The sequence below is a fragment of the Streptomyces sp. WM4235 genome (genome assembly GCF_001279725.1).
Taxonomy (GTDB): Bacteria; Actinomycetota; Actinomycetes; order Streptomycetales; family Streptomycetaceae; genus Streptomyces.
This window is the reverse complement of the sequence record NZ_LGDE01000368.1, coordinates 1-323: the sequence shown is the minus strand read 5'-3', so window position 1 is coordinate 323 and position 323 is coordinate 1. Positions and strand designations below refer to the sequence as shown.

The 323-nt window shown below is 74.6% G+C and carries 1 pseudogene; it reads right to left on the bottom strand.

Features of this window, described 5'->3' with window-relative positions:
- A pseudogene (locus ADK55_RS22600) lies at positions 1-217 on the bottom strand (hypothetical protein); the annotation flags it as partial.
- Positions 218-323: the final 106 nt, after the last annotated feature.

Here is a 323-nt window from a genome sequence, read left to right as displayed (position 1 = left end):
GGCCCAGGAAGTCCGCGCACTCGCTGATCGACATCGCGGCGACGTCGGCGATGGAGCTGTCCATCACCGTGACCGCGAGCACGATCGGCTTGAGGCGGGGGGCCTCGCCGGGGGGGCAGGGGCCCTCGCGCATGTAGCCCTCCAAGCGGTCGGGGCTGGGGGCGCTCTCGGGCCCCCCGTGGCGCCCCCTGACGGACGGCACGGGGAGTCCGAAAGCGACCCCAGCCGGGGGCCTTTCGGGGGCTACATGCGGGGGGTGCCCTGCCCCCCCTGGGAGGGCCCCCGCCTCAAGCCGATCGTGCTCGCGGTCACGGTGATGGACA